The 21,251-nt window shown below is 44.1% G+C and carries 16 protein-coding genes and 1 pseudogene; 1 reads left to right on the top strand and 16 read right to left on the bottom strand.

Going from position 1 to position 21,251, the window contains the following annotated elements; genetic code table 11:
- Positions 1-28: 28 nt before the first annotated feature.
- The 8 genes from STRCR_RS03720 to STRCR_RS03685 form a co-directional block, all read right to left on the bottom strand.
- Positions 29-1,486 (bottom strand): nicotinate phosphoribosyltransferase, encoded by a 1,458-nt coding sequence (locus STRCR_RS03720; RefSeq protein WP_004227785.1) that lies wholly within the window; start codon positions 1,484-1,486, stop codon positions 29-31.
- 837 nt (positions 1,487-2,323) lie between these two features.
- Positions 2,324-3,718, bottom strand: coding sequence for an amino acid permease (locus tag STRCR_RS03715; RefSeq protein ID WP_004225579.1), 1,395 nt, complete (start codon positions 3,716-3,718; stop codon positions 2,324-2,326).
- A gap of 174 nt (positions 3,719-3,892) precedes the next feature.
- Positions 3,893-4,810 (bottom strand): thioredoxin-disulfide reductase, encoded by a 918-nt coding sequence (gene trxB, locus STRCR_RS03710; RefSeq protein WP_004229083.1) that lies wholly within the window; start codon positions 4,808-4,810, stop codon positions 3,893-3,895.
- Positions 4,811-4,875: 65 nt separating this feature from the next.
- Positions 4,876-5,100, bottom strand: coding sequence for a DUF4059 family protein (locus STRCR_RS03705; RefSeq protein WP_040804414.1), 225 nt, complete (start codon positions 5,098-5,100; stop codon positions 4,876-4,878).
- A 142-nt stretch (positions 5,101-5,242) separates the two neighbouring features.
- On the bottom strand, positions 5,243-5,986 hold the full coding sequence (locus tag STRCR_RS03700; RefSeq protein WP_004227958.1) for an amino acid ABC transporter ATP-binding protein: 744 nt from the start codon (positions 5,984-5,986) through the stop codon (positions 5,243-5,245).
- Positions 5,986-6,894 (bottom strand): amino acid ABC transporter permease, encoded by a 909-nt coding sequence (locus STRCR_RS03695; RefSeq protein WP_004226546.1) that lies wholly within the window; start codon positions 6,892-6,894, stop codon positions 5,986-5,988. The genes STRCR_RS03700 and STRCR_RS03695 overlap by 1 nt, the downstream gene beginning before the upstream one ends.
- Before the next feature lie 556 nt (positions 6,895-7,450).
- Positions 7,451-8,281 carry a transporter substrate-binding domain-containing protein gene (locus STRCR_RS03690; protein ID WP_004225451.1) on the bottom strand — a complete coding sequence of 277 codons (831 nt, stop codon included), beginning with the start codon at positions 8,279-8,281 and terminating at the stop codon, positions 7,451-7,453.
- A gap of 690 nt (positions 8,282-8,971) precedes the next feature.
- The gene (locus STRCR_RS03685; RefSeq protein ID WP_004228317.1) at positions 8,972-10,315 is read right to left on the bottom strand and encodes a DEAD/DEAH box helicase; all 1,344 of its coding nucleotides are present in this window, start codon (positions 10,313-10,315) and stop codon (positions 8,972-8,974) included.
- A 75-nt stretch (positions 10,316-10,390) separates the two neighbouring features.
- On the opposite strand from STRCR_RS03685, the gene STRCR_RS03680 reads away from it, so the two are divergent.
- On the top strand, positions 10,391-10,573 hold the full coding sequence (locus tag STRCR_RS03680) for a hypothetical protein (RefSeq protein ID WP_004227306.1): 183 nt from the start codon (positions 10,391-10,393) through the stop codon (positions 10,571-10,573).
- 393 nt (positions 10,574-10,966) lie between these two features.
- Here STRCR_RS03680 and STRCR_RS12490 read toward each other — a convergent pair.
- The 8 genes and pseudogenes from STRCR_RS12490 to proB form a co-directional block, all read right to left on the bottom strand.
- Positions 10,967-13,450, bottom strand: a pseudogene (locus STRCR_RS12490) (GBS Bsp-like repeat-containing protein); the annotation flags it as partial.
- Positions 13,451-13,497: 47 nt separating this feature from the next.
- Positions 13,498-13,977 carry a YSIRK-type signal peptide-containing protein gene (locus STRCR_RS12485; protein ID WP_004227820.1) on the bottom strand — a complete coding sequence of 160 codons (480 nt, stop codon included), beginning with the start codon at positions 13,975-13,977 and terminating at the stop codon, positions 13,498-13,500.
- 301 nt (positions 13,978-14,278) lie between these two features.
- The gene (mraY, locus tag STRCR_RS03670) at positions 14,279-15,292 is read right to left on the bottom strand and encodes a phospho-N-acetylmuramoyl-pentapeptide-transferase (RefSeq protein WP_004228753.1); all 1,014 of its coding nucleotides are present in this window, start codon (positions 15,290-15,292) and stop codon (positions 14,279-14,281) included.
- Between the two features lies 1 nt (position 15,293).
- Positions 15,294-17,546, bottom strand: a complete 2,253-nt coding sequence (pbp2x, locus tag STRCR_RS03665) for a penicillin-binding protein PBP2X (RefSeq protein WP_004227587.1) — start codon at positions 17,544-17,546, stop codon at positions 15,294-15,296.
- Positions 17,547-17,549: 3 nt separating this feature from the next.
- Entirely contained in the window at positions 17,550-17,885 is a 336-nt protein-coding gene (gene ftsL, locus STRCR_RS03660) for a cell division protein FtsL (RefSeq protein ID WP_004225859.1), read from the bottom strand.
- A 9-nt stretch (positions 17,886-17,894) separates the two neighbouring features.
- On the bottom strand, positions 17,895-18,845 hold the full coding sequence (gene rsmH / locus STRCR_RS03655) for a 16S rRNA (cytosine(1402)-N(4))-methyltransferase RsmH (protein ID WP_040804834.1): 951 nt from the start codon (positions 18,843-18,845) through the stop codon (positions 17,895-17,897).
- 227 nt (positions 18,846-19,072) lie between these two features.
- Positions 19,073-20,323 carry a glutamate-5-semialdehyde dehydrogenase gene (locus STRCR_RS03650; protein WP_004228200.1) on the bottom strand — a complete coding sequence of 417 codons (1,251 nt, stop codon included), beginning with the start codon at positions 20,321-20,323 and terminating at the stop codon, positions 19,073-19,075.
- Between the two features lie 35 nt (positions 20,324-20,358).
- Entirely contained in the window at positions 20,359-21,162 is an 804-nt protein-coding gene (gene proB, locus STRCR_RS03645) for a glutamate 5-kinase (protein ID WP_004227474.1), read from the bottom strand.
- Positions 21,163-21,251 lie beyond the last annotated feature (89 nt).

Here is a 21,251-nt window from a genome sequence, read left to right as displayed (position 1 = left end):
CTCTATTAAGACACTAAACCATTAAACACTAAAAATCCTGAGTTTGATTGGCTTTTTCCCGCATTTTAGCAATCAAGTCCATCTTGTCTTGCCAAACATCAGGAGCTAAATCAACTGGATAATCCTGCGGATTGAGGACCCGCTTATATTCATCCCAGAGATGATCCAGCTCTTTCCTAGCGTAATCCTTGATTGCCATCAAGCTCGGCCGTTCGTAGACCAAGCTCCCCTCCTTAAAGATGTCCTGCAGAAGGGGAACAGCATCAAAGTTTTTAACGGTCTTATTGATATAGGTATAGGTTGGATGGAACATGTTCAATTCCTCAACCTCATTGACATCAACACCATCATAGGTGATGTAATCACCTTCAGATTTGCCCTTCTCGCGGCTAGTAATCCGCCAAACCTGCTTTTTACCAGGCGTTGAAACCTTCTCAGCATTGTTGGACAGCTTAATAGTATTTTGCATGATGCCCTTGTCATCCTCTAAAGCGACCATCTTGTAAACAGCCCCTAGAGCTGGTTGATCATAGGCTGTAATTAACTTGGTGCCGACACCCCAAACATCAATCTTAGCTTTTTGCATCTTAAGGTTGAGAATCGTATTTTCATCAAGGTCATTTGAAGCATAGATATGAGCATTTGGAAAACCAGCTTCATCCAGTTGCTTGCGGACCTTTTTCGACAAATAAGCCAAGTCTCCCGAATCCAAGCGAACACCTAGAAAATTAATTTTATCACCTAACTTTTTAGCCGCCTTGATAGCAGCTGGTACGCCTAACCTCAAAGTATCATAGGTATCCACCAAGAAGACACAATCTTTATGGGTCCCTGCATAAGCCATAAAGGCATCATAGTCATTGCCATAGGCTTGAACTAGGGCATGGGCATGGGTTCCGGAAACTGGGATACCAAACATCTTACCAGCCCGAACATTGGAAGTAGCATTAGCGCCGCCTATGACTGCAGCCCTAGTTCCCCAGATAGCTGCATCCAGTTCTTGAGCCCGACGGGTCCCAAATTCCATCAAGGGCTCATCGTCAATGACTGATCGAATCCGAGCGGCCTTGGTCGCAATCAAGGTTTGATAGTTGACGATATTAAGAATAGCCGTCTCAACTAACTGACATTGTGCTAAGGGACCTTCGATTTGCACGATAGGCTCATTAGCAAAGACCAAATCCCCCTCCTTAGCCGAACGGACGCTCAAGGTCATCTCAAGATTTTCCAAGTAGTCTAAAAAATCCTTAGGATAACCCAAATCCTTCAAATAAGCCAAATCTGTTTGTGAAAAGGTCAGATGATTGAGATAGTCGATAATTCGCTCCAAACCGGCAAAAATCGCATAGCCATTAGCAAAAGGCTCCTTGCGGAAAAAAACCTCAAAAACAGATCTTTTATTGTGAATTCCTTTGTCGAAATAGACCTGCATCATATTAAGTTGATATAAATCGGTATGTAAAGTTAAACTGTCGTCTGCGTACATCTGCCTGTTCTCCTTTGAGTTTGTGACTATTATAACATAATAGAAGATACTAAGGGCGGCAAGAGAGACGAATAATTTTAAGGGACGGACAAAAAATCTCGATTTTTTAGGATGGCAATCTAAATTATCAGCTTTTCAGCCCGTATTCAATTGAGCAGTCTCACCAAGCATTCAAGTGCTTGTTCGGGAGTGGATCAACTCAAAAGTTTTCAATTTTGGTTCTCACCACTCCCTAATTTTAAGGCGGTGACCTGAAACGGTCTCTCCCCAGACCATTTTTGATACTTGCTTTGCAAGCTTCATTTCCCAATTAAAAAGTCTCCCAGGCCTTTTTAACCCACTCCCGCACAGCTCAAAGGCTTTAGGGGCTGTTTGAGGTTGAAAATAAGATGAACAATGATCATTACCATCACATTCGTTTAGATTTTCCGCTTTGGCCTTGTGGCCAAAGGAAAAACAGCCAACAGCGGATCATTAAGGCTGAAAAAAAGTATTCCAGCCTTCTATTTTTGCAGTAATAACAGTTTGACACAGTAATTGGGAGTCCTTATCTTGGGGTGCCGTCCCATTTTCAGGCACCCCCTTAAACAGTCCAGTGGACGTGGAATGTTTAACTACTCCGCAATAGTTAGCGGCCATTCTAATCGACTGTACGGAGGTCACCTGCAGAGCAAAACTGACTAAAGTCGCTAACAGCTAGGGACATTTTCCATTGAACTCCTGACTTCTTCACTAACACCGAGAAAAAGAGAGATAAGCAACTTCAAAACAAACCCCTGCACACATTCACTAAAGTATCTCTACAAAAAAAAGCCGGAACATCTGTTCCGCCTCTGTTTATTTTATAGTATTCTTACGCGTAACCATCTGACAAATAGTCCCCATGACTAAAATCCAAAGGGTCGAGCCGACTGCTCCGATAAAGGTTGACTGTTGCAGGAAGAGCGACAGATAGATGAAGCCAAAGAAGGCAATAGTCAAGGGGTTGAGCACCTTATAGGCTGGCATGAGGAAGCCATTCGCCATAAAGTCTTGCGACTTGCGATAGCGCAAATGGGCCAGCATAGTCAGCGCATAAATGGCAATGTAAACCCCTGAAGAAGATGAGGTGATAACGGTAAAACTATCGGAAATCCATGGAACTACGCTGAGAATAGCCGCAATAACCATAAATCCAGCTGAGGTAAAAATAGCATTTTGCGGAACATTGGTTCGAGACAAACGGTTAAGTTTGTAGCGATCCAAGGCAGGCGTTTCTCTGGCCAATTGGTAGAGATGACGACCGCTGGAATAGAGCATGGAATTGAGGGAGGAAGCTGCCGCTGTCAAAACCACAAAGTTAATCAAGGCTGCTGCCCAGTTGACACCGGCTAGCTTAAATACCATAACAAAAGGAGATTGGTCATCAGGTAGCTGTCTCCAAGGAAAGATTGACATAATAGCAATCAGGGCTCCTACATAGAAGAACATAATCCGACTTGGAATGGCATGAACCGCCTTAGGCAGAACCTCTCTAGGGTTCTTGGTTTCAGATGTTGTAATTCCGACAAACTCAATGGCCTGATAGGCGAAGAAGACCATTTGGAAGGCCATAAAAAAATGATCAATTCCTAAAGGGAAAAACTTAAAACCATGGAAAATATTGGTGAGACTAGCGTGGCCAACCGGAGTCTGAAAGCCAGTCAGCACCATAAAAATAGCTGTTGCAATCAAGGCTAGAATAGCAATGATCTTAATCATCCCAAACCAGAACTCCACCTCACCAAAGACAGCTACGGCGACAACATTGACTCCGCAGAGGATCAAGAGAAAGACCAACTGAATCAGCCAACTGGGAGCGCTGGGAATGAAGTATTGAACATATTTAGCAATGGCAGTCAACTCTGCCATCCCTAAGAGTACCAAGGATATCCAGTAGGACCAGCCAGCGAAATAGCCCCAGCCCTGTCCCAAGTACTTGGTAATAAAGTTAATAAAGGTATGTTGGTCGGGATCTTGGAAAAGCATCTCCCCAATTCCTCGCATCATCAGGTACATAAAAATTCCTGTGATGATATAAACCAAGACAATGGAAGGCCCCGTCAGGTGAATGGACTTCCCAGCTCCCAGAAAGAGCCCTGTCCCAATGGTTCCGGCAATGGCGATAATCTGGACATGACGGTTGGTCAATCCCCGATCCATACCATTTTTCGTCGTTTCGACATCTGCCCCGTTTGTACGTTGTTCTGACATTTGAGCTTGTCATCTTTACCTGCCAGCTTAGAGGCTGGAGGTTCAAAGAATTTCCTCCTTTTGAAGTATAGGTAATATTATAGCACAATTCGAACAATAAGAAAAAAGCACTCCAGACGGAATGCTTGAAAAATACTTGTCAAATAGCGGTTCCCCAGTCTTTTGGGGTAATGCCTAAGCCTGCTCAGTAATATAATTATAGACTTCTTGACCGGCAATAGCACCATCGCCAACAGCTGTTGCAATCTGCCGCAGGTCCTTCTGGCGAATATCACCAATCGCAAAAATACCTGAGCGGTTAGTCCTCATTTTCTCATCGGTAATAACCCAGCCTGCTTGATCGGTAATCCCAAGATCACTGATCATGCTGGACACTGGATCTAGACCAACATAAACAAAAACACCGCCAAATTCATGGTTAGTCACTTCCCCAGTCTTAACATTCTTGATGTCAACCGAGCGAACCTTAACATCATCACCCTTGATTTCCTCAACCACAGAATCCCAGATGAAGTCAATCTTATCATTAGCAAAAGCTCGATCCTGCAAAATTTTTTGCGCTCGCAATTCATCACGGCGGTGAACAATAGTCACCTTATCAGCAAACTGGGTCAAGTAGATTCCTTCTTCAACCGCTGAGTCGCCACCACCGATGACCAAGAGATCTTGATTGCGGAAAAAAGCCCCGTCGCAGACCGCACAGTAGGAAACACCACGACTGTTGTACTCTTGCTCGCCGGGAACACCCACCAAACGGTGTTTGGCACCCGTTGCTAAAATAATAGTTTTGGCGTCATAGTGATCATCGCCAGCAATCACCCGCTTGAAATCACCATGATCTTCAACCCTCTCAACAATGCCGTAAATATTTTCAACGCCAAATTTTTCCAAGGGTTCATACATTTTCATAGACAGATCTGGACCAGAAATGGTCTCAAAACCTGGATAATTTTCAATATCTGAAGTATTGTTCATCTGGCCGCCGGGTGCCCCTTGCTCAATCAAGCCAACGTTGAGATTAGAACGACCAGCATAGAGAGCAGCAGTCATCCCACCAGGACCAGAGCCAATCACCAATGTATCATAAATCATATCGTTTCTCCTTAGCATACCTTTAGTAGACCTAGTTTACTCCAGAAGTGCAGCCGGGTCAACTATTATGACTTTATCATCAAAACAATAGCCATAAAAGCGAAGGACAGGATGGGAATAGAAATCAAAGCCATCATAATACCATCATAAAGGGCATTTTGGCGCTCCTTGATCGTCTTATCCTTCAACTTGAGCGCTCGATAGGACAGCCAGACAATCACAGCGAAAATAACAAAGGCAACAGCCATAAATAGACCCTGCAAATAAAATTTAAAAATATCGACTAACATAAAAAACCTTAGACACTTTTAGAAAATCTAATCACCTGAAATGGCCGAAATAACAATCAAAGCCCAACAAGCAAATTGCGACTGAATCCACAAGAAAACCCGCTTGACTGGCCAAACGAGCTTCAAACTTATTCTTATTATATCAAACATAAGATTTTTTGTAACTAGCAAAAAATTCTTTGGTTCTTTCCTCTTTCGGATGGTTGAAGAGTTGATCTGGTGTCCCCTGTTCGAGGATCTTTCCTTTTTCTAGGAAGAGGACCTTATCAGCCACCTGAGCAACAAAATTCATATCATGACTGACTAAAACCATAGTTTGACCAGTCTTAGCAGCATCCGCAATGGATTTTTCCACTTCGCCTACCAATTCAGGGTCTAGAGCCGAAGTCGGTTCATCCAAAAGGAGAACATCTGGTTTCATCGCAAGAGCCCTTGCCAAGGCTACCCGTTGTTTCTGCCCGCCAGAGAGGTGGCGAGGATAATGATTCTCTCGGTCAGCCAGTCCGACCTTCCGCAACTCCTCCTTAGCAAGAGCTGTCGCTTCCTTGTCGGGCATCTTTTGGACAATCTTGAGTCCTTCTTTGACATTGTCCAGAGCCGTCCGCCGTTCAAAGAGATTAAACTGTTGGAAAACCATGGCCAATTTGCGGCGCAGAGTCAGGATTTCTTCTTTAGTAATCGTTTCAAAATCCACCTTGAAATCATCAATCTCAATCGTGCCAGAATCCGCTTCTTCCAAGTAATTCATGCTGCGTAAAAAGGTCGACTTCCCAGCACCGGAAGCACCAACGAGAGCGATAACCTGCCCCTTTTCAATGTCCAGATCGAGGCCATTCAAGACCTTTTGACCGGAAAAGGTCTTGGTCAAATTTCTAATCTTGATCATTAGCGTAAGCCTCCTTCTTCTCCGGAAATATTTTCTGGTGATTTAATTTCCATACTCTTTTCAATATAACGGCCAATATTTTCAATGACAATGCTGACAATCCAATAAATCAGGGCAACTGAAATGTAACGTTCAAAATAGCGATAGTCTCGGCCGCCGATAATCTTTGCTTGGGCAAACATCTCAATAATACCAGCACTGAAGGCCAGAGAGGTCCCCTTGGTCAGACTAATCAGAGTATTGATGAGGGTTGGGGTTGCAATAACAGCTGCATTTGGAATAATAACCCGACGGTAGATCTGCGTATTGGTCATTCCCAAACTCTTAGCTGCCTCAATTTCACCCGAATCAACTGCCTGAATCGCTGCCCGAATAGTCTCACTGGTGTAAGCCGCCTCATTAAAGGCAAAAGCTACAACCGCAAAGACCAGAGGAGAGACATTATTGATATTCCAACCCGAATGGGTCTTCATATTAATATAGCGCAGTAAAAGCGGAATCCCATAATAAGTCAGCATAAGCTGAACCAAGATAGGTGTTCCCCGTAAAAAACTGACAAAGAAAGCCTGAATTTGATAGAGAACAGGCACGCGATTAATTTTGACAATGGCAAAAAGCAAGGCCAAAATCAAACCAAAGATAGAGCCCCAGACAGTCAGACCCAAGGTCATTGGCAGATGTTTTAAAATATCAGGAATAGCACCGAAAACGGCGCGTACGCTAAAGAGCATCCCATCGGGCAAGGTATTGACAAACTTATCATAGAGACCTGTTTTTATAAGATAGCCCCAGACCTGCATCAAAATCAGGATAGCAAGAATTAAGCCGATAAAGAAGCCAGCCATTTTCCCTCTAGTTGTTTTAAAGAACTTACTTAGTCCTTCTTGTGAGTTATTCGTTTCTGACATAAGATCTCCTAATTTTTATTCTTATCAAGTTATACTATCGGTTCATTGTATCATCCTAGGCAGCAGCTGTAAAATAGTTTACTCCAAAGACTAGGACTAAATAGAAAAGCAACATGAGACAAAAAATAGTAAGTTGTCATGAAGCGGTGATTCCGATTGCCTTTGCTCTCCTGTTTTAAGGAAGACTCAGCCCTCTGCCACACTCTTGTTTCAAGGCGACAGCTTTCTTGCTCCCCATTCCTATCCTTTGGCAGGCTGCCACACTCTTGCATGGCCGTTAAAAATCCACTGAATGGTTTAAAGGGACACCCAAATAGGAATCGCACTACTTCTAATCAGCAGTGATTCATTGGTGCTAAAGCCTCTGATGCCCTAGGCAGAAGCAAGACCCATTGGGCCAACCTACAGACCTTGCTTCCGACTACTGCATCAAACTGTTCTGCCTAAAATAGTTAGCACGAGACAGAACCTTTTCTACGTCATCTTCAGAGATTACAATATGTTATGGGTGAGGGTGAAGTCATCATGGCTATCCGTTCCAGCCCATTTTTGTCTATTACTTGAGACTTGAAACGTAGTCCCCGCCAAAATACTTTTGGCTTAATTTCTTCAATGTACCATCTTTTTGGAGGGTCTTAATCCGCCGATTGACAAAGGCTTGCAGCTCTTTACCTTGATCGGTCTTTCCAAAGAGGAGGTATTCCTTACCATCCTTGTTAGAGCCGACTTTATCCTGTAATTTGCTGACCGTAAAGTCAAAACCTTGGTCCTTAGCTGCATAGCTGGAAGAAATTTGGTCATAAAAGATAAAGTCAATCTTACCCTGATCCAAATCCTGAAGGCGTGAAGTGAAGCCCGTTTGACCAGAGACATAGTTAACCTTAATTGGCTCTTTATCAGGATGCTGTTTATTCCAATCCTCTAGGGTCTGGGCATAATTTGAGCCTGCCAATGCTTCGGTAGATTTTCCAGAGAGCTGCTCCAACTTATCATATTTAGTGCCAGATTTGGTCACAATAGCATAGTTGGAGACTGAGATTGGATCAGAAAAGAGATACTTCTTAGCCCGATCAGCATTGTAATTGAAATCATTAGCCGCAATTTGGTAGCGGTCTGAATCGATTCCCGGCAGAATAGACTCAAATTCGGCTGTCTCAAACTTGAGATGATACTTCTTTGAACCCTTAAAAATGGCCTTCATGACTTCAATATCATAACCAGTTTGCTTATTATCCTTGCCAGTGAAGGTGAAGGGAGCCGTATCAGAATCCGTTGCGACAATGATATCCTGCTTGGCTGAGCCACCCGATTTAGACGAACAAGCTGTTAAAGTTAAAGCAGCCAGACCAAGTGCCAAGCCAACTAGAAAAAAGTTCTTTAATTTCATAGACAGTCTCCTTTAAGTCTTCATCGTGACACTAGTTTAACATGCCATGAATCGTTTGGATAATAGGGAATTTCTATCAAGTGATAAAAAGATACTATCAAAAAAGAAAAAAGAACGTTTTGATGACTAGGCAAGAAAACGTTCGACTGGCAAGACTAGATAAAATAGCAGATAAACGGGAGTGGGATCAGCCCAAAATGTTTAATTTTAAGGTGGTAACCTGAAACAGTCTCTCCCCAGACCATTTTTGACACTTGCTTTGCAAGCTTCATTTCCCGATTAAAAAGGTCTCCCAGACCTTTTTAACCCACCCCCGCATAGCTCCAAAGGTCCTGGGACCTTTGGAGATTGGAAAAAAGATGAACAATGGTCATCACATTCGTTTAGGTTTTCTGATTTGACCTTGTGGCAAAAGGAAAAACAGCCAACAGTGGGGCATTAAGGCTGGGAAAAAGTATTCCAGCCTTCTATTTTTTACAGTAATAACAGTTTGACACAGTGGTTAGGAGTCCTTATCTTGGGGTGCCGTCCCATTTTCAGGCACCCCCTTAAACAGTCCACGGGACTGTTTAACTACTCCGCAATTGTTAGCGGCCATCCTAATAACTGTGCAGGGGTAAGAGTTTATTTCAAAACAAGGATACTAGACGAGTTTTTGCCTAGACTCTTCAACCGTTAAATGTATTAAATTTAAAAATTCTGCTTTTTAGCTTTACGACTGGCACGGCCCTTGGCTCTGACTTGCGCTCGTCTTTCTCGTTTACGTTTTTCATCAACCTTCCACTGAATTTTCTTCTTGTAGCCCGGTTTAATTTTTTTCTTTTTCTTCTTAACCAAGCCAATCATTTCCGTATCCAGCTTCTGGTAAGATTTCTCACGATTAGCCCGACGGTCGCGATCATAGGTGTCTTGGAATTCCCCATTTTTAAAGACCTTAGGCACAAAACTAATCCCCATCTTTTCCAATTCACGAATATCGGTGTCATCACTAGGTTGGTAGAGAGTGATAGCCGTGCCAGATAGACCATTTCGCCCTGTACGGCCGACCCGATGGACAAAGAAAGATAGATCCTGAGGAATGGCATCATTGATGACATGGCTGACCCCTTCAATATCAATCCCCCGAGCCGCAAGATCGGTCGCTACGATATACTCGAAATCCAACCGTTTAATCTGGTTCATGATTCGCTTGCGCTCCCTTGGCGGAACACCACCGTGAATCTTGGCTACCTTGAGACCATTGGCTACCAAAAAGTTGTGAAGCTCGTCCGCCCGCTCCTTCGTATTGACAAAAATCATAGCCAAATAGGGCTGAAGATGGGGCAAGATTTCCAAAATCTGACTATTCTTATCGCGACCCTTAGTTGAAATCAGCCAATTATCAATGGTATCAGCAATCACTGTCTGAGTTTTAATTTTTTCAATAACAGGATCTGTCAGATACTTCTTCAAGAAGGGCTGAAGCTTCTGTGGAATGGTAGCCGAGAAGACTAGGAATTGCACATCCTTAGGCAGACTGGCAGCTATCTTATCAACTGTGTCCAAGAAGCCCATGTCCATGGTCATATCAGCTTCATCAACGACAAAAGTGGAGGCCTTATGAATATCCAAATGACCTGATTTTATCAAATCATAGATCCGGCCAGGCGTTCCAATGACAATCTGAGGCTGCCCAGCCTTCAATTTGTCCACCTGTCGCCGCTTATCCGTTCCCCCAACATAATTAACCAGCCGAATCTCGCTATCAGCTTGGTCAGCCATCTGTTTAGCCGCCTTATAAATCTGGGTTGCCAGTTCTCGGCTGGGAGCTGTAATCACGGCCTGAACCTGCTTGACTCCTGCTTCTAGCTTTTCAAAAATTGGCAATAAAAAGGTGTGGGTCTTGCCCGAGCCCGTCTTAGATTCACCAACCAAGTCACGGCCAGATCGAACCACTGGAATCAATTTAGCCTGAACCGAAGTGGGTTCCTTAAAATTCATTTGGTCCAAAGCCTGATTGATATAGGCCTTGAAATTATAATCTTTAAAAGTCATACGTCCCTCATTAACTCTGCCCGAGTTCTTTTATATCTTACTTTTGCTTAACCCATTATACCAGAAGAATAGGGAGTGGGAAAGAACCCAAAAATTGAAATTTTGGGTTATACGCCCATCTCCGAACAGCTCAAGAGCTCTGGAGGACCTCTTGAGGTTGGAAATCAGATGAACGATGATTATCACATCCATTTAGTCTTTTCTGCTTTGACCTGCTGGCAAAAGGAAAAACAGCCAGCAGTGATTCATTGGGGCTAAAGCACTTAATGAATTATGTAGGGGCAAGAATCGGTAAGTTGTCAGGAAATGGCGATTTCGATTTTCCTCGCTCTCCCATTTTAAGGCTCAGGTAGAGATCCTCCACTGTATCAAACTGCTCTATCTAAACTAGTTAATAGGATGCAGAACTTTTGCTCAACCTCTCGCTCCCAACAACTGCGCTAAAAGTTTATCCCCCAAAAAAGAATACTGAAACGAGATTTTACCCAACATTTTTATTATGACTTAAAGCCATAATAAAAATGCTCGTATCTTTTTCACAAGGCGAGCATTTCTTATATCCCAATTATCAAAAGGCCTTGTCCCCAGTGCCTCCTAAAGCACTGGCAGCAGGGCCGTTTGCTATTGATGAATCTCGTTTAATCTGACAATCTAGGCATCTGTAATCTTGATAAACGGAGCACCGATACCACTGGTATCAATCGGGTCATGACTTTGTTCATTCCAAAGCTGACTCACTGAATACCAGCCAGAGAGTTCAGAAGTATAAGGATCGGATACATGAGTACTACCATTGTTGTAGCCCTTGAGAACCAATTCATGACTGCCATTTCTGACAAAGACACTATTCTGCACAGCGGCCAGAACATGATAGCCTTGCGATAGGGCTGTTTGAACCTGGCCTAAACTTCCCAGAGGTGTCGCAACCAGACCCCAATGACTGGCAGCTTGTAGGATCCCTTGACCACTGGTTCCGTCAAAATTCTTGTTGAATTCATTGGTATTGTTGTAAAGGTAGTCCGCCACTTGGTTCGGGGTAACTTCTTGGCCCTTGAGTGAGCTGATGACCATTGCTAAATCAGTCGGTACGCAGCCTGTTGGGCCAAGGTAACCACGGCCATATTTCAGACCAGACCAGCGGTCATCTCTTTGATTGTAATAAGGTGTATCATAGTTGGACTTATTAACTTGGAAATCATAACCGCTCAAAGCAGTCATCTTATCTCCAAGCCGTTGATAAACATGGGCATGATAGGTTCCAGTTCCATTGTGATTTTGAGTATTAACTTGCAGGGAAGCCTCTAGGTTGGAACGGTCCATCTCATACCAAATGATATCATCCTGATCATGAGTATCCGACCAAACAGCCACTAGAATATCACCATCACTAGGAACATTATGAGCCGTAATCAGGTAGTTTCCAGTTCCCTTATAGGTACTGGTTACCGTTACCTGCTCCTTATTCTCATGAGCTGGCACTTCATAAGTTGTTCCGGTGACACCAACCAGCTGATTATTGTTGTCGACATAGTACAGATGAATCATATAGGTACCTGTCTCATACTGATGTTCAGACAGTTTCACAGTCACTTTATAACTATTATCAGCTTGTTTATTAGCATCATACCAGATAATATCATCTTGGTCACGATTGCTGGTCCAAACAGGAACCTTGACCGCTACAATACCGTTGCTGTTCGACACATTGGTAATCAGGACATCAAAACCATCGGAAGTCTGATTTTGAATAGCAAGAGTTCCGGTCACCCGTTTATCCATCTTCTTAGCTTCTGAGCGATGCTGCTGACCTGTTATACCAACCAGCTTGCCATCATTTTCTAGGTAATAGAGATGGACATTATAGAGGCCTGTTTCATTCTTATGGTCAGATACTCTGACGGTGACCTTGTAGGTCCCATCAGCCTGTTTAATGCCATCATACCAGATAATATCATCTTGGTCATTCCTATCTGTCCAGACAGGCACCTTAACCGCCTTAAGTCCTTGGCTGTCGGTGACAGTCGAAACGATGACATCGAAATCGCCGTTATCCTTGTTACTAAAGGAGAGGGTTCCGGTTCTGGTAACTTGAGGCTCAGCCACCTTAACCTGTTGTGCGGCAACCCCTTTCATAGCTCCGTCAGTTTCAACATAATACAGGTGGATATTGTAGGTGCCGGTTTCATTCTTATGGTCAGACAGTTTGACCGCTACCTTGTAAGTGCCATCTCCCTGCTTAACGCCGTCATACCAGATGATATCATCTTGGTCATTTCGGTCCGTCCAGATAGGTACCTTGACGGCTAGGATACCCTTGCTGTCTGAAACATTGGAAATCCTGACATCAAAGCCTTGGTTAGTTTGGTTCTCAACACTGATTTGCCCGGTCAGTTTGGATTCTGATGGCTGAGAATTGGGCAGCTTGTCCAGCATGACATAGCGGCGGATACCGCTGTAGGAGACATAGGAAATCCACTTGTAGCCATCGGCCTTGAGTTCCTTATCATAGTTAACCCCTTCTCCTTTGGTAAAGGTGAACTCTGTCTTAGCGGCTGCCCTGGCTTCGTTTTTAACCGCGACTTCCCGATCGAAGGTGTAACGCTGCAGGGTTGGAAAAGTAGTTTCGCTGTCTCCTGCTGACTGATCGTCTGTCTTAGGTGCTGGAACTTCTTTAACCTCTAGCTTAGCAATATTGGCATAGCGGCGAATACTGCTGTAAGACTTGTAGCTCAGCCATTGATAGCCATCTTGAGTGAGCACTTGGTCATAGTAAACACGGTCACCGGCATTGGCGTAAAAGGCGAGGGGCGCACTGGCAGAGGGACTATTCTTGACTTCTGTACGCTCTGGATAGGTATAATAGCCTGAACTTGGGATATCTTTGCCACCGGTTCCGGACTGAGTTTTAGGGACTGAGGGTGCTGGAACTTCCTTAACCTCTAGCTTAGCAATATTGGCATAACGGCGAATACCGCTGTAAGACTTGTAGCTCAGCCATTGATAGCCATCTTGAGTGAGCACTTGGTCATAGTAAACACGGTCACCGGCATTGGCGTAAAAGGCGAGGGGCGCACTGGCAGAGGGACTATTCTTGACTTCTGTACGCTCTGGATAGGTATAATAGCCTGAACTTGGGATATCTTTGCCAACCGCTTGAACCGTTGTCGCCACAGACGCTCTCGTCACAGCTGGCTTTCTTGAGTCGGTGCCAGACTTTCGTTCTGCTGTGAGGTGACACTAACCGTTTGAACCGCTGATTGTGACTCAACCTGAGCGGGTATAGCATCCGTCTGGGTGGCAGTGTCCACCCTAGCTGGCGCTGCTGCAGTACTTGTCACAGCGTCTGTGGGAGCAGACGTTTCTGCCGTGGCCTGAGCTGAATCCTGACTAGCTTGTTGAGACACAGATGCCTTGTCTGAAAGGACTGCAGTGTTACTGTCTTCTGTCTGAGAAGCTAAGCTATTCCCATCTTGAACGGGCTGGTCAGCAATGGTGGTTTGAACCGTTTGGTCTTGAGGCTGACCCGCTGGCACTGCTTGTTCATCAGCCAGTACTTGACCGCCGAAGAATAAACTAGCACCGATTAGGACTGAGGCCGCACCAAAGGAATATTTACGAATGGAAAAACGTTGTCTTTCATTCCAAATAGGAGCTCTTTTCATGAATTAATCTCCTTTCTTACTAAGATATCTCGTCAATAACATTGTAGATCAATATCTAGGATTATTATAACAATAAAAGAAAACGATTTCAATATATAATTGTAACTTTTGTCACATTATTGTAACAGTGCATTTATCCCCCATGCTAAGCTCAGAGCAATAAAAATAGCATGAAATCAAGATGTACAAGCAAGGATTTCATACTATTTTCACTATAGATAAGAAAAGAAACACAAATTTGGTTTTAGCTCAGCAACTCATTCTAGTAATAAACTGCGACTATGGTAACAAATCTCTGATGTCATTTAATCACCAGCCAAATCACAAGAGCTACCAGACTGGAGCAGGCACCAACAGTCCAGAGAAAGGCATCTACCTTCCATTCGCTCCACTCTTTTCCTTGACCAGACAGGCCGCCCAGCTCCAAATGATGGTGGAAGGGGGTCATCCGAAAAATCCGCCGGCCTTCACCATACTTTTTCTTGGTGGCTTTGAAATATGCCACCTGCAGCATGACAGAGGCCGTTTCAAGAACATAGACCAGACCAATGACAAGCAAGGTCCATTCTTGCCGCAGGGCAATGGAAATCGAAGCCAGCATAGCTCCTAGAGCCAGACTGCCGACATCCCCCATAAAAACTTTGGCAGGCTTGTGATTGAAGACGAAAAAGCCTAAAAGAGCACCAATCATGACAACAATGATCAAGAGAATATCCGCTTGCTTTTGCACATAAGCCATGACACCATAGGCAATTAAGGAGATGACCACCGAAATTGAAGCCAAACCATCAATTCCATCGGTCAAATTGACCGCATTGGAAAAGCCAACAACCCAGAAAAGGACAAAAGCTAGATAGAAGACACCAATGTGAAGCTGGAAGCCAAAAATATTGATAGCGTCCGTTCCGCTGGGACGAACATGGGTAAAGTAGAAAATCAGACCAGCCAGAATTTGCAGGAGCATCTTCTGCCAAGGTGTTAAACCTTCGTTAATTTTCTTGAAAATCTTTAAAAAGTCATCCAGAAAACCGATGATCCCATAGATAACCACAACCGAAAGAATGCCAGCCGTTGCCCCAAAGGCAGCCCCACGAAAGAGACTTAGAGTAGAAAAGGCCAGAGTCACCACGGTTGCTACGATGATGAAGACTGTTCCCCCCATGGTTGGAGTTCCAGCCTTGGCCAAATGCTGTTTAACATCCTCATGCATCTGTTGGCCAGCAATTTTCTTAGCCTGATAAAACTTAATAAAGAAGGGCATACCGACTACCGTCAAGATGAAGGCAATCAGACCTGCTAATAATATGGTAAACATCTTAGTCTCCTAGTGTAATTGTTAATTTTTTAACATTTTTCAGCTTTGAACCTGAGTCAATATTCTGCTTAGTAACGGTTCCCGAACCCTTGAATGTCACCTTGATTCCCATCCAGTCAGCAAATGTTTTGACATTAGCCTTGGTCCAACCGTACATATCAGGCAGTTCTTGAAGCTTATCCGTCAAAATCAAGACCTGACCGCCCGATTTCACATCACTGCCGGCCTTGACTGAAGTTTTTTTGACCTTACTTCCATTTCCCAAGGATACCACATGAACTAGATTTTGCCGCAGGGTAACAGCTGCATCGCCGGCACTCTTTCCATTAAAGTTCGGCATCCGATAACTGGTTTCTGAAGAAGCTTGCGAGCTGACTGAGGTTGATGACAATTCATCCTGCATCAGCATGGCCTGTTCCAGTACTGGATTGACAACATCAGCCCAAAATGTTCCGCTAAAGTTTTCAGGCTTTTTCAGGGTTACATACATGATAAATTTAGGATCATCAGAAGGAACCATGGCGACAACAGAGTAGATATAACTGTGCTCCCCCTGCTCGTAACCTCCGTCATCGGAGGCATACTGAGCTGTCCCAGATTTAACGGCCACAGGATAGTTGCCAACTTGAATGATTGGAGCACCCGCTGAAGCGGAATAAAGCGTTCCATAAGTAGGGTCCGTTCCGACATTAACCATGTAGTCGCGAGTCTGGCTAGCCGCATCTGCTGACACCGGATTACCAACGACTTCAGTCGAACCAACTCGGCTGGTATTATTATCTGAATCATAGATCTGACTGATAAACCGAGGCTCCAGCATAATACCATTATTAGCAATAGCACTAAAGGCACGCAGCATTTGCGTTTCTGTGACAGACACCCCTTGCCCGAAGGCAGACATGGCCGCAGTAACCTTATTGTCCAAGGAAACTGAGCCGGAAGCCTCATCATCCATTCCAAAGCGGGTTGGCAAGCCAAAACGGAACTTGGAGAGATAGCTTCCCCATGTAGAATCTCCCATTTGTTGCTCCAAAATGGTCATTCCCACATTGGACGAATAAGCAAAGCCTTGCGCCAGAGTCATAGTCTGACCAGACGATGTTCCCTGATTGACTGCCCAGTCATTGATTGTCGTATCCGCAATCTTGATCCCATCACCATTGTAGTAGGTCTGGTTGGCATTGAAGGCTCCTTCATTCAGAGCCGAAGCCAGAAGCATAACCTTCATAGTTGAACCTGGCTCATAGTTAGTGCCATAGAGCATGTTGAGCCAATTGTAACCTTCATCCTTGCTCATCCCTTGTAAGGTATCAGCATTATAGGTTGGCCGCTGGGTCGTCGCCAGAATTTCACCTGTCTGAGCATTGACCAAGGTAGCACTGGCATCTGTGGCATTGCCGACCTTTCCCATAAAAGTATCCATCTGAGTTTCCAGATAGGTCTGCAGAGTGGCATCCAAAGTCGTGTAAACATCCCGACCATCTATGGTTTTCTTGACATTTTTTCCTGTTCCGAATTGAATATTGCCATTTTGGTCCTTTTCATAGGTGACCTTACCATCTGTTCCCGATAGAATGCCATTCATGGAAGCCTCCAAACCAGTCGCTCCGACTAGGGTAGAATCCCCCTTCTTGCCATTTTTACTTTGGGCAATACCAATGAATTCTGAGGCAAACGTTCCATTAGGATAGAGCCGACTAGCACTGGAATCAAAGTCAACACCCTTAATGCCGGCATCCTTGGCCGCATCAGCAATAGCCTGCATGGTCGAATAAGATAAATTAGTTCCCTTGGATCCAAAATAGACCTGAGTCAGCTTTGGCTGATTCAATTGCTTTCTAATATAATCTTTTTCCATACCAAGCTGTTGATTGAGGATATCGGTCAACTTATCAAAGTCTTTATTTTGGACATAAAGTTTTTCACCTTTAGCTGAGACATACTTTTTATCAATAATGGCATAAACGGTATAAGTAGTTGAATTTTCAGCAATCACATTACCATTACGGTCATAAATGGTTCCCCGCTTAGCAGCCTTAGTCACTGTTGTCTGATAGACATTCCTCGCCTTGGGAGACAGTTTAACACCAAACTTAGAATCCGTGCCGATAATAACCGCAAAATTAATGATAAAGATAAAAAAGATGACAACCGTAGTAATCATCAAATTTTGGCCAACCCGTTCCCGGTTAGCCTGAGGTCCTCGCCGGTCTTTTGTCACATAAGACAAAAAGCGATTAATCAATTTTTTCATGCCTTACTTGTTACTCCCAACATTTCCAAGATTAGAGTTATCAATGTTAAGTCCAGCTTTTTTAGCTATCTCGGCAATACGATCAGAGCGAGTCAGCTCATTGACCTCCTGCTTAGCATTATTCAGATCTGTTTCAGCATCCGAAATCTGACTGTTAATCTCTGTAATATCCTGCTTGACTTGTAAGTTTCGGCTCTGCAAATAAATAATTCCCACAGCCATCAAAACAGCAGTAATAATAATAGAACCGTAAAAAGCCAGCTCAAGTCTGGAAAACTTTCGGAACCGCTTCTGAAAAGCTGCTCGAACCGCTCTTTCTTCCTGTTTATTATGAGCCATAATTATTCTCTACTTTCGAATTTTTTTAGCAACTCTCAGTCTAGCCGAGTGAGCCCGATTATTGACTGCCAGCTCCTCAGAAGAGGGTAAAATAGGTTTACGGTTGACCAAAGCGAACTTAGGCTGCATTTCCTCTGGAATAAAAGGGAGTCCCTTGGGCACATCCACCGTCGAAGCTTCTTTAAAAAGCTGCTTGGTCAAGCGGTCTTCTAAGGAATGAAAAGTAATGACCGAGATTCGACCATCCAAAGCCAAGAGCTCCAGAGCCTGCTGGATGGATTCATCTGCCGCCCCTAATTCATCATTGACCTCAATCCGAATAGCCTGAAAAATCTGCTTAGCCGGATGGCCTTTCTTCTTCAATTCCTTGGCTGGCTTGGCCGACTTGATGATGTCAGTCAGCTGAGTCGTTGTTTCAATCGGTTTGACTTCCCTAACCTGCTCGATTTTTCTAGCAATCTGTTTGGAAAACTTATCTTCTCCATATTTAAAGAAGATTCTTACCAAATCCTGATAGCTGTAAGTATTGACAACATCATAAGCCGACAGATCAGCAGCCTGATTCATTCGCATATCAAGAGGGGCATCCTGCTTATAGGAAAAGCCCCGCTCTCGCTGATCCAGCTGGGGACTGGAAACCCCAAGATCGTAAAGGATACCATCAATTTCAGTTACACCACACTCAGCAAGGCGTTCCTTGAGATTGCGAAAATTATCCCTGATGAAAGTCACCATCCCCTGATCGACATAGTCCTTGAGCTTAGTCTGGGCATGATCAATAGCAGTCTGATCCTGATCAAAACAGTAAAGATGGCCTTCTGAGCCCAATTTCGACAGTAAATAAGTACTGTGCCCAGCCCCGCCAAGTGTGGCATCAACATAGATACCATCGGGCTTTAGGTCCAGCATATCCACTGTCTCATGTAAGAGCACGGTTACATGGTGAAAGTCATTTGTCATAACTTTTATTTTACCATAAATATAGCAGATATGCCCAAGTATTTCACAAGATACTAAGTCCTTAAATATCCTCAAGAAAAATAAGAAAGCTAGCGATAAAGCATTGGACTTCAAGATAAACATTCTCTCTTTCCACAAGGGCATAGGCGACTTTGATGAAAAAATACAGAGGGCAAATACTTCTCACCAAAAAAAGCCATGCCTAGGCATGACCTTAATAAATGAACTTATTCCCTGATTTGGCCTTGACCATTGATGTAGAACTTAGTCGAGGTCAAAGCTTCAAGGCCCATAGGACCACGCGCATGCACCTTCTGGGTAGAAATGCCAATCTCAGCTCCCAGCCCAAAGACAAAACCATCGGTGAAGCGGGTTGAAGCATTGACATAGACTGCTGCTGCATCAACCTGTTCCTGAAAACCGTCGGCAGCTGCGATGTCCTGAGTAATAATACTTTCTGAATGATGGGTAGTGTAGGTATTGACCCACTCAATAGCTTCCTCCAAGTTATCAACAACCTTGACCGATAGAATATAGTCCAAAAACTCCGTCGCAAAATCTTCAGCTTGAGCAGGAACTGCCTCCGGCAGCAGAGCAAGAGCTCTATCATCTGCCCGAAATTCAACCGGATGGACATCCTTAATGGCCTGAGCTAACTGAGGGAGAAATTCACCTGCTACAGCTTGATGAACAACTAGACTTTCTGCAGCATTACAGACACTGGGACGCTGGGTCTTAGCATTGATAACGATCTTAGTCGCCATATCGAGGTCAGCTGTCTGATCGACATAGATATGGACATTACCGACGCCAGTCTCAATCACAGGCACTTTGGCCTTATCTTTAACCGTCTGAATCAAACGAGCACCACCACGAGGAATCAGCAAGTCCAAATAATCAGCCGCCTGCATCAGTTCCTCAGCTACAGCATGACTGGGGTCTTCAACAAGTTGAACGGCATCAGGGTTAACTCCCGCTTCTCTCAAGGCCTGGCGAAGCACACCAACTAAGACTTTATTAGAATGGATAGCATCGCGGCCGCCTCGCAAGATGATGGCATTATTCGTTTTAAAAGCTAGGCTAAACGCATCTACAGAAACATTGGGACGACTTTCAAAAATCATCCCGATCACACCCATAGGCACCCGCTTCTGAACGATTTTTAAACCATCTCTATTGGTAAAACCTTGAACAACCTGACCGATAGGGTCCTGCAAATCAGCTACCTGACGCAGTCCCTCTGCCATTGCCTCAATACGTTCAGCCGTTAAGCGCAGGCGATCCTCCATAACCGCACTGATGCCATGTTCCTGGGCTAAGGCCAAATCTTTAGCATTCTCAGCTAAAATAGTTTCTCCTGCTTGCAGCAAGGCTTGAGCTGAGGCCCCAAGGACTTGATTTTTTTCAGCAGTACTCAAGGACAGCAAGTCCCGACTGGCCTGCTTGGCCCTCTTTCCTAAATCTTCAATGACTGTCATAGACTGCTCCCTTCCAAAATTCCTTAGGCTAGTAGTCAATACTCCTGCTTAAACCAAGTACCTAACTTCTCGCCAGCCAAAAGCCGTAAGATATCCCGAGGATTCTCACCATTCATCAGAACCATCTGACCCTTATTTTCAAAAACCATCTGGGCCGACTGCACCTTACTGAGCATGCCCCCCGTACCAAATTTACTACCAGCTCCGCCAGCAGAAGCAAGGATGTCATCAGTAATTTCCGTCACTCGGTCTCGCAAGACCGCATCTTCATAAATGTTAGGATTCTTATTGAAAAGACCGTCAATATCCGAAAGCATGACTAATAAATCAGCATGGGTGATGTTGGCAACGATAGCAGAGAGTCGATCATTATCGCCAAACTTGGTCTGGTGGTCCATCTCTTCAATACTGACAGCATCATTTTCATTGACAATTGGAACAATGCCCATCTTAATTAAAGACTCAAAAGCATTGGTAAAGTTTTCCAGACTCTCCGGATAGACTATCACATCTCGCGTTATCAAGAGCTGACTAACCGTGGTTTGGTAGTGAGAAAAGACCTGAGAGTAAAGGCCCATCATGGCCACCTGACCGACACTTGAAACTGCCTGTTGCTGAGCGATTTCCGCTGGTCTTTTATCCCTGCCCAAAACATTGAGTCCAAAACCCATCGCTCCCGAAGACACTAAAATAACTTCCTTGCCTTGATTCATCAAGTCAGAAATGACAAAAGCCAACTGGTCAATTTTATTGAGATTAATTTTTCCATTAGGCAAAACAAGCGAGCTGGTTCCTACCTTGATGACCAGTCGCTTTACGCCTGTAAAATTACGTTTCATACACTTAATTATACACTAAAAGGGAGTGGGAAAGAAGTCATAAATTCAAAGAATTAGGCTTCCTCTCACTCCCAAATTTCAAGAGATTA

The sequence above is a fragment of the Streptococcus criceti HS-6 genome, assembly GCF_000187975.2.
GTDB classification, from domain to species: Bacteria; Bacillota; Bacilli; order Lactobacillales; family Streptococcaceae; genus Streptococcus; species Streptococcus criceti.
This window is presented reverse-complemented; position numbering and strand designations above follow the sequence as displayed.

What these genes read in the sequence shown, in the direction of transcription:
- STRCR_RS03720 (WP_004227785.1), bottom strand. Translation starts at nt 1,486, where the DNA reads ATGTACGCAGACGACAGTTTAACTTTACATACCGATTTATATCAACTT.
- STRCR_RS03715 (WP_004225579.1), bottom strand. Translation starts at nt 3,718, where the DNA reads ATGTCAGAACAACGTACAAACGGGGCAGATGTCGAAACGACGAAAAAT.
- trxB (WP_004229083.1), bottom strand. Translation starts at nt 4,810, where the DNA reads ATGATTTATGATACATTGGTGATTGGCTCTGGTCCTGGTGGGATGACT.
- STRCR_RS03705 (WP_040804414.1), bottom strand. Translation starts at nt 5,100, where the DNA reads ATGTTAGTCGATATTTTTAAATTTTATTTGCAGGGTCTATTTATGGCT.
- STRCR_RS03700 (WP_004227958.1), bottom strand. Translation starts at nt 5,986, where the DNA reads ATGATCAAGATTAGAAATTTGACCAAGACCTTTTCCGGTCAAAAGGTC.
- STRCR_RS03695 (WP_004226546.1), bottom strand. Translation starts at nt 6,894, where the DNA reads ATGTCAGAAACGAATAACTCACAAGAAGGACTAAGTAAGTTCTTTAAA.
- STRCR_RS03690 (WP_004225451.1), bottom strand. Translation starts at nt 8,281, where the DNA reads ATGAAATTAAAGAACTTTTTTCTAGTTGGCTTGGCACTTGGTCTGGCT.
- STRCR_RS03685 (WP_004228317.1), bottom strand. Translation starts at nt 10,315, where the DNA reads ATGACTTTTAAAGATTATAATTTCAAGGCCTATATCAATCAGGCTTTG.
- STRCR_RS12485 (WP_004227820.1), bottom strand. Translation starts at nt 13,977, where the DNA reads ATGAAAAGAGCTCCTATTTGGAATGAAAGACAACGTTTTTCCATTCGT.
- mraY (WP_004228753.1), bottom strand. Translation starts at nt 15,292, where the DNA reads ATGTTTACCATATTATTAGCAGGTCTGATTGCCTTCATCTTGACGGTA.
- pbp2x (WP_004227587.1), bottom strand. Translation starts at nt 17,546, where the DNA reads ATGAAAAAATTGATTAATCGCTTTTTGTCTTATGTGACAAAAGACCGG.
- ftsL (WP_004225859.1), bottom strand. Translation starts at nt 17,885, where the DNA reads ATGGCTCATAATAAACAGGAAGAAAGAGCGGTTCGAGCAGCTTTTCAG.
- rsmH (WP_040804834.1), bottom strand. Translation starts at nt 18,845, where the DNA reads ATGACAAATGACTTTCACCATGTAACCGTGCTCTTACATGAGACAGTG.
- STRCR_RS03650 (WP_004228200.1), bottom strand. Translation starts at nt 20,323, where the DNA reads ATGACAGTCATTGAAGATTTAGGAAAGAGGGCCAAGCAGGCCAGTCGG.
- proB (WP_004227474.1), bottom strand. Translation starts at nt 21,162, where the DNA reads ATGAAACGTAATTTTACAGGCGTAAAGCGACTGGTCATCAAGGTAGGA.